Annotated in this window: 8 protein-coding genes; 6 read left to right on the top strand and 2 right to left on the bottom strand. The window is 48.6% G+C overall.

The window, feature by feature from the left end:
• Both KDK17_RS01205 and KDK17_RS01210 read left to right on the top strand, forming a co-directional pair.
• Positions 1 to 204: hypothetical protein (locus KDK17_RS01205; RefSeq protein WP_257287160.1), on the top strand; the 204-nt coding region annotated here is incomplete at its 5' end.
• A gap of 99 nt (positions 205 to 303) precedes the next feature.
• Positions 304 to 459 carry a hypothetical protein gene (locus KDK17_RS01210; protein WP_257275688.1) on the top strand — a complete coding sequence of 52 codons (156 nt, stop codon included), beginning with the start codon at positions 304 to 306 and terminating at the stop codon, positions 457 to 459.
• Here the strand turns inward: KDK17_RS01210 and KDK17_RS01215 are convergent.
• Complete coding sequence (locus tag KDK17_RS01215) at positions 456 to 3,644, bottom strand: hypothetical protein (RefSeq protein ID WP_257287161.1); 3,189 nt, start codon at positions 3,642 to 3,644, stop codon at positions 456 to 458. The genes KDK17_RS01210 and KDK17_RS01215 overlap by 4 nt on opposite strands.
• Here KDK17_RS01215 and KDK17_RS01220 point away from each other — a divergent pair.
• The 4 genes from KDK17_RS01220 (at position 3,625) to KDK17_RS01235 (ending at position 5,196) form a co-directional block, all read left to right on the top strand.
• A complete protein-coding gene (locus KDK17_RS01220; RefSeq protein ID WP_257287162.1) occupies positions 3,625 to 3,945 on the top strand; it encodes a hypothetical protein in 321 nt (106 codons plus the stop codon). The genes KDK17_RS01215 and KDK17_RS01220 overlap by 20 nt on opposite strands.
• Positions 3,946 to 4,149: 204 nt before the next feature.
• Entirely contained in the window at positions 4,150 to 4,353 is a 204-nt protein-coding gene (locus KDK17_RS01225; protein WP_257275691.1) for a hypothetical protein, read from the top strand.
• On the top strand, positions 4,354 to 4,557 hold the full coding sequence (locus tag KDK17_RS01230) for a hypothetical protein (protein ID WP_257281927.1): 204 nt from the start codon (positions 4,354 to 4,356) through the stop codon (positions 4,555 to 4,557).
• 510 nt (positions 4,558 to 5,067) lie between these two features.
• Positions 5,068 to 5,196, top strand: a complete 129-nt coding sequence (locus KDK17_RS01235; RefSeq protein WP_257276343.1) for a hypothetical protein — start codon at positions 5,068 to 5,070, stop codon at positions 5,194 to 5,196.
• Between the two features lie 635 nt (positions 5,197 to 5,831).
• On the opposite strand, the gene KDK17_RS01240 is transcribed toward KDK17_RS01235, so the two are convergent.
• Positions 5,832 to 6,262, bottom strand: a 431-nt coding sequence (locus tag KDK17_RS01240; protein WP_257276344.1) for a hypothetical protein, incomplete at its 5' end; no start/stop codon positions are given.

The raw sequence follows: 6,262 nt of genomic DNA on the forward strand, positions 1-6,262 counted from the left end.
GGTGCTGATGACGCTGGGGCAGTGGTTGGCACTTCAGAAGTTGACACCGGGACAGCCGATGAAACTTCTGACGGTGACACCGAACTGGATGAAGTGCGAGCTACGGATGTGCTGGCCCAACTGTGCCAATTTGGAAAACAAACGACAAGTGACAATAACAGTAAAGACGACTTTGTGCAGATAGTTAGGCTTTGCCGATACTGATCTTTCATCGAACGGTTATTCATTGAGTAAGTACCACAAAAAATAATGATGAGAACTAGTCGTATTCGTGTTCGTATATATAGACTATGGGGAGCCATCATGCAGAAACATGTTGGCAACCGGGAAAAGTTCCAGTTTGAGCAGAGGGGGGGGATCAGGGGTAACCTTTTCTGGCTGAGTCGGGCAGGTCATCCTGTCTTTTGCAAGGATAACCAGACAGCCCTGCCGGGAGCCATTTATGCGGGTTTGCGCTAAGCCGAATTAGCCTTTATGGGCATCAATTCGTGGGTTTCCGCTCCTGATCCAAGGGGTTGCTTTTTAAACTTCTTAATGGCTACGATCACCGTAACCGTTGCAACGACTACGAGAGCGCCGACAATAATGAGCCCGGTTTTCCAATCAGAAGTGTCTGAAGAGGATTGCGAAGGCGATAAATCATCATAAGGTTTCTGAAGGTTATCGTTTCCCAGACCCTCCAGACCCTCCAGATCCTCCAGATCCAGAGCAATTTCTTGCATCCGAACTCGCTCGTTGCCTTCCCCGGTATCATCAATTTCAACAGCCAGATAGACCTTGTTACCGACAAAAACCGGGCGCATAGTATTGGCTGTCGCGGGTTTAAACGTGGTGCCAAGACGGTGGTTATTGACCTGATCTTTGTAGGTCAATACGGTCAGTCGTCCATCGCTGTTGTAGATAACGGCGTGCAGATAATCTTCTGTTGCTATCAGCCTGACGGTCGCGAACGAACCCGGTGCGGGGGAAGGAAAATCAATACTGTCGTCAATCATATAAGCACTGTCCATCTGTCCATTGTCACTGGCGAACCGGCGAATAGAAAGTTTTTTTCCCTCAGGGCTGTATAGGGCAACGAAGACCTGATCTTTTTGTATCAGGATGTCCTGCTGGCTGTTGATCATGTCATCGTAATTGGTGGCTATTATCCCTCTGCCATTGTTGCCAAAAGAGGCAGTGGGTTTTAGCTGTTGACTGTCGTATTGTCTGATAAACAGAGGATCGGGTGCATCTTCTTCACTTTGACTGGTTACATAAAGGCGTTTGCCGTCTTGGGATAGCTTTAAATGAATCCCTTGTTCTTTATCATACGAGCCACTGTTTTCAGAAAGAAAGATCCGTCGCTGCTGGTAACGACCCACCAACAGGCTGTTATCGAGGGTTCCTGTAAAATAAATAGCGCCCTGATGATAAGCGGTATCATTAATTTGCACACTTTCAGGGAACAGGTCGTTACGTACAGTGAATTCTCCCCGGTAGCTCCGGGTAGCACTTAACGGGAACTCGAACAGAATTGCTTTTCCTGACTGTGTTGTTGCAACAAGAACCAGATGAGAGCCCGTCTTTTCGTGAATAACCTGCCCTGTCAGAGACGGGTAGGAATCCAGTAGTCTGGAGTAGTCGGCAGAGGTTGTGTAAGTCACAATACCGCACTGGCCAAATTGTTGGTCCAGTTCAGAACCTTTATAGCGCGCCAGAACAATCCCTTTGGAAGGCGACTCAGGCTGAATGACGACGTATACCCGTTGGCTTTCCGGGTCATAGGTTTGAAAGAGTGGTGTGCCTTCTGGTGGCTGGCAGTTTGACAGGTCAAGTGAATGGGTTGTGGGGGATGTACTGTCAGGCAGGGCACTGGATGCAGCAGCCGTGCTCAATAGACGGGTTAGCGGCTGTGCCGATGAGGATGATGTTGCCGATATTGTGTCTGATGGTGACTCCAAATCAGGTAAGGCTCTGATTGCGGCAGCTGTGGTCAATTCAGTGGTGAGCGGCTTTGCAGATGACAATTTTGCGGATGTCAATGCTGTAGCCAACAGAGTTGCTGTGATGTCCTTTACCCCGTTGCAGTCAAATCCCCCTGGTGTGCAATCCATTACGGCCTGTAATGTTTGCAGTTCAGAGAAAACTTTAGGAAACGGTAAATAACCATGTCGACCGTTCCAGACAGTACGATTGAAAGAGGTCGCGTCTTCGGCGCCACCAGGGTCAGCGAACTCATTCAGGACGGTGGGAAACGGGTTATTTGTCGGTTGGGTGCCATTGATTCGGACCAGTTCACGGTAGGGGGTGTTAATACCTCTGAGCATCGGCAGCTCTGTTGTATCACCGGCATTCCAGAGCCTGCTGCTTAAGCCGTTTAAGCCTGATTTGAGAGCACTTTCCGATACTCTTACGACACCTGCATTATATCCATTGAAATCGAAAGTAGAAACCCGGTAATACTTTGTGAAAGTATCCAGATTATTTTCAATGAGGTCTGCCTCGTAAACGTTTGCAACTGCCGGGCTTAGATGGCTAGTTGAATTAATGAAGCCGGTATTAACATTGTTATAAACCGAGGCCCGACGAGCCAGCGAGGACATACCACCAGCCTGACTATCATCCCCTTTCCCAATGACTGGTCCAGCATTCAGGTTGTCATGAATACTTCCACCCCTTGCTACTCCGGCAATACCTCCGATATCTGCAAGATTGCCGTCAGAAGTGACAGCTCCGGCATTTACGTTTTGAACAACGCTAGAGTTGACCGATTGCCCACTTATTCCACCCACTTGGGTGCTATGCTTTCCAGACGTGCTGCCTGTGTTGAGGTTTTTGCTGACCAGAGTTTGTCTTTCCGTATACCCTACTATTCCGCCAATGCTCCCAGCTCTTTTCCAGGAAGTAACGCTCAAATAATCGGAGGCAATTTTTCCGGTGTTCAGGTTATGTGACAGTCTGGCTGATCCTGCTTTTCCTACAATCCCTCCGGAATCTTCGGTATGGCCAGCATTAACCTCCCCGGTATTCACATTGTTGTTGGCAACGCCATTGCCTTTCAGCCTTCCAACAATGCCACCGGCAGGTGAGTTATCCAGGCTTCTGGAAGTTATTGTTCCAATATTCAGGTTGTTTGATACAGAAGATCTCTGATCCGCCACCCCAGCGATACCGCCTGTGCTGGCGCTTCCGGTTGTGAACACGGCTGCGGTGTTGACACTATTGCGAATGACACTACCGGAAACACTGCCCGCTAAACCTCCGGCATGACTGTGATAGCCACCCGTTCTGATCGCTCCGGCATAATTGACCACCTCTTCAATCCTGCTGTCTTTCAACGCTCCCACAAGTGCACCGGTCGGGCTCGTATTTCCCGAACTGATCACTTCTGGTTGTTTAAGCAGGATCTGTCTGATGGTGCTGTCCCGTAGCGACCCGAACAAACCTGAGGTTGTGTTATCTGCTGATGTTGCAACTTCGAGGCCGGTAATAACGTGGCCATTGCCATTGAGGGTGACAGAAAACGGTTTGGAGGTATTGCCGACGGGTTCCCAGGGAGTGAATTCGCTCAGGTTAATATCACTGATTAACTCGTAGCGACCTTCGACCGGGTGGTCAGCATTCAGGTATTGATAGAAATTATTATTGTCCAGCTCAATAGTCACGGCCTTGCTGATTGTTGGCTGTGCTGATGAAGATGGGGCGGTGGATGAAGCTTCTGAAGGTGATACCGAACTGGCTGAAGTGCGAGCTACAGACGTGGTGATCAATTCGCTGGTTAAAGGATGTGCCGATGATGCTGGGGCAGCGGATGAAACTCCAGAAGGTGACACCGAACCGGATGAAGTACGTGCTACAGAAGTCGTGCTCAATTCACTGGTTGAAGGCTGTGCTGATGACGATAGGACAGCGGATGAAACTTCAGAAGTTGACATCGAACCGGATGAAGTTCTGGCTATAGAATGAGTACTCAACTCACTGGTTGAAGGCTGTACTGATGACGATGGGGCAGCGGATGAAGTTTCCGAAGGTGACACCGAACTGAGTGAAGCATGGGCTACAGAACGAGTACTCAATTCACGGGTTGAAGGCTGTGCTGATGACGATGGGGCAGCAGATGAAGCTTGAGAAGGTGACACTGAACCGGATGAAGTACGTGCTACAGAAGTCGTGCCCAATTCGCTGCTTGAAGGCTGTGCTGATGACGCTGAGACAACAGATGAAACTTCAGAAGGTGGCACCGAACCGGACAAAGTTCGGGCTATAGAAGTCGTGCTCAATTCACTGGTTGAAGGCTGCGCTGTTGACGATGGGGCAGCAGGTAAAACCTCAGAAAGTGGCACCGAACTGGATGAAGTTCTGGCTATAGAATGAGTGCTCAATTCACGGATTGAAGGCCGTGCTGATGACGATGGGACAGCAGATGAAACTTCAGAAGGCGACATCGAACCGGATGAAGTACGTGCTACAGAAGTCGTGTTCAATTCACTGGCTGAAGGCTGTGCCGATGACGATGAGGCAGCAGATGAAACCACAGAAAGTGGCACCGAACTGGATGAAGTTCGTGCTATAGAATGAGTGCTCAATTCACTGGTTGAAGGCTGCGCTGATGACGATGGGGCAGCGGATGAAACTTCTGAAGGTGACACCGAACTGAGTGAAGCATGGACTGCAGAATGAGTGCTCAATTCACTGGTTGAAGGCTGTGCTGACGACGATAGGACAGCGGATGAAACTTCTGAAGGTGACACCGAACTGGATGAAGTACGTCCCACAGAATGAGTGATCGACACGCTGGTCGGTGGTTGTGCTGATGACGATACGACAGCAGATGAAACTACTGACGGTGACACCGAACTGGATAAAGTTCCCGCTACATAAGCCGTACTCAATTCACTGGTTGAAGGCGGTGCCGATGACGATAAGACAGCAGATGAAACTTCAGAAAGTGGCACCGAACTGGATGAAGTTCGTCTTATCGAATGAGTGCTCAATTCGCTGGTTGAAGTCTGTGCTGATGACGATAGGACAGCAGATGAAACTTCCGAAGGTAACACCAAACTGGATGAAGTACGTGCCGCAGAATGAGTGGTCGATGCGCTGGTTGAAGGCTGTGCTGATGACGATGGAACAGCGGATAAAATTACTGACGGTGATACCGAAGTGGTTGAAGTACGTGTTACAGAAGTAGCGTTCAATGTGCTGGCTGATGGTTGAGCTGATATTGATGGGACAGCAGATGAAACTTCTGGAGGTGACACCGGACTGGATAAAGTACGGGCTAAAGTAGGCGTATTTATGACCGGGTGGTCGGTACTCAGGTATTGATTGAAATGATCATTGTCCAGCTTAATAGTGCTGGCCCAGCTGTTCCAGCTTGGAAAACAAACGACAAGTGACAATAATAATAAAGACGACTTTGTGTAGATAGTTGGGCTTTGCCGATACTGATCTTTCATCGGGCTGTTGCTCATTGAGAGAGTACCATGAAAAATAATGATGAGACTAATCGTATTTGTGTTCGTATATATAGACTATGAGGAGTCATCATGCAGAAACATGCGGGTGAGCGGGAAAAACTCCAATTTATAGCAACCGCACGACTGCGTGGATGCAGGAGCCAGAGCAATGCAGGAGCAGCTGGTAACCGTTCTCAAAAATTACTTTTACGTCACAAAATCGCGCTAACCAATTAAATTGTAATGCTTTGGAGGTTTTTTGGATTCAAGCACTACGAATGTACGTCACTGGCTTTATCGATGGTACGGTATTTTTTCAGCAGCTTTTTATGGTTTGTATGCTAGCATGTTGACAGCATTTTTGTGATACCCTCTTCAAGTGGGGGGAGGATGTCAAAAGGAGAGCAATTCGTGGGTTTCCGCTTCTGTTCCAAGGGGTTGCTTTTTAAACCTCTTGACGACTACGATAACAGCAACCGATACAGCCAGCACAGTGCCCGCTGCAATTAGCCCAATTCCCCAATCTGGAAGTACCGAAGACGATCCTGCGGACGATGAAGCGGCAGCGGGTTTTTGATAGTTATAGTTTTCAATACCCAGTGAAATTGCTTGCATCTGTACCTGCCGACTACCTCCCTCAATATCAGCATTTTCAACGGCCAGATAGACGTTATCACCGACAAAAACAGGACGCATGGACTCTGCTGTCGCAGGCTTAATGGTGGTGTCAAAACGATGGACATTGACCTGGTCTTGATAAGAAAACACCGACAGTTGTCCATCACTGTGGTAAATAATGGCGTGCAAATAATCTTCCGTGGTCA

The sequence above is a fragment of the Endozoicomonas sp. SESOKO2 genome (assembly GCF_024606245.1).
Taxonomy (GTDB): Bacteria; Pseudomonadota; Gammaproteobacteria; order Pseudomonadales; family Endozoicomonadaceae; genus Endozoicomonas_A.

Bases quoted from the DNA above. Each gene is read 5' to 3' on its own strand.
- KDK17_RS01210 (WP_257275688.1), top strand. From the start codon at position 304: ATGCAGAAACATGTTGGCAACCGGGAAAAGTTCCAGTTTGAGCAGAGG.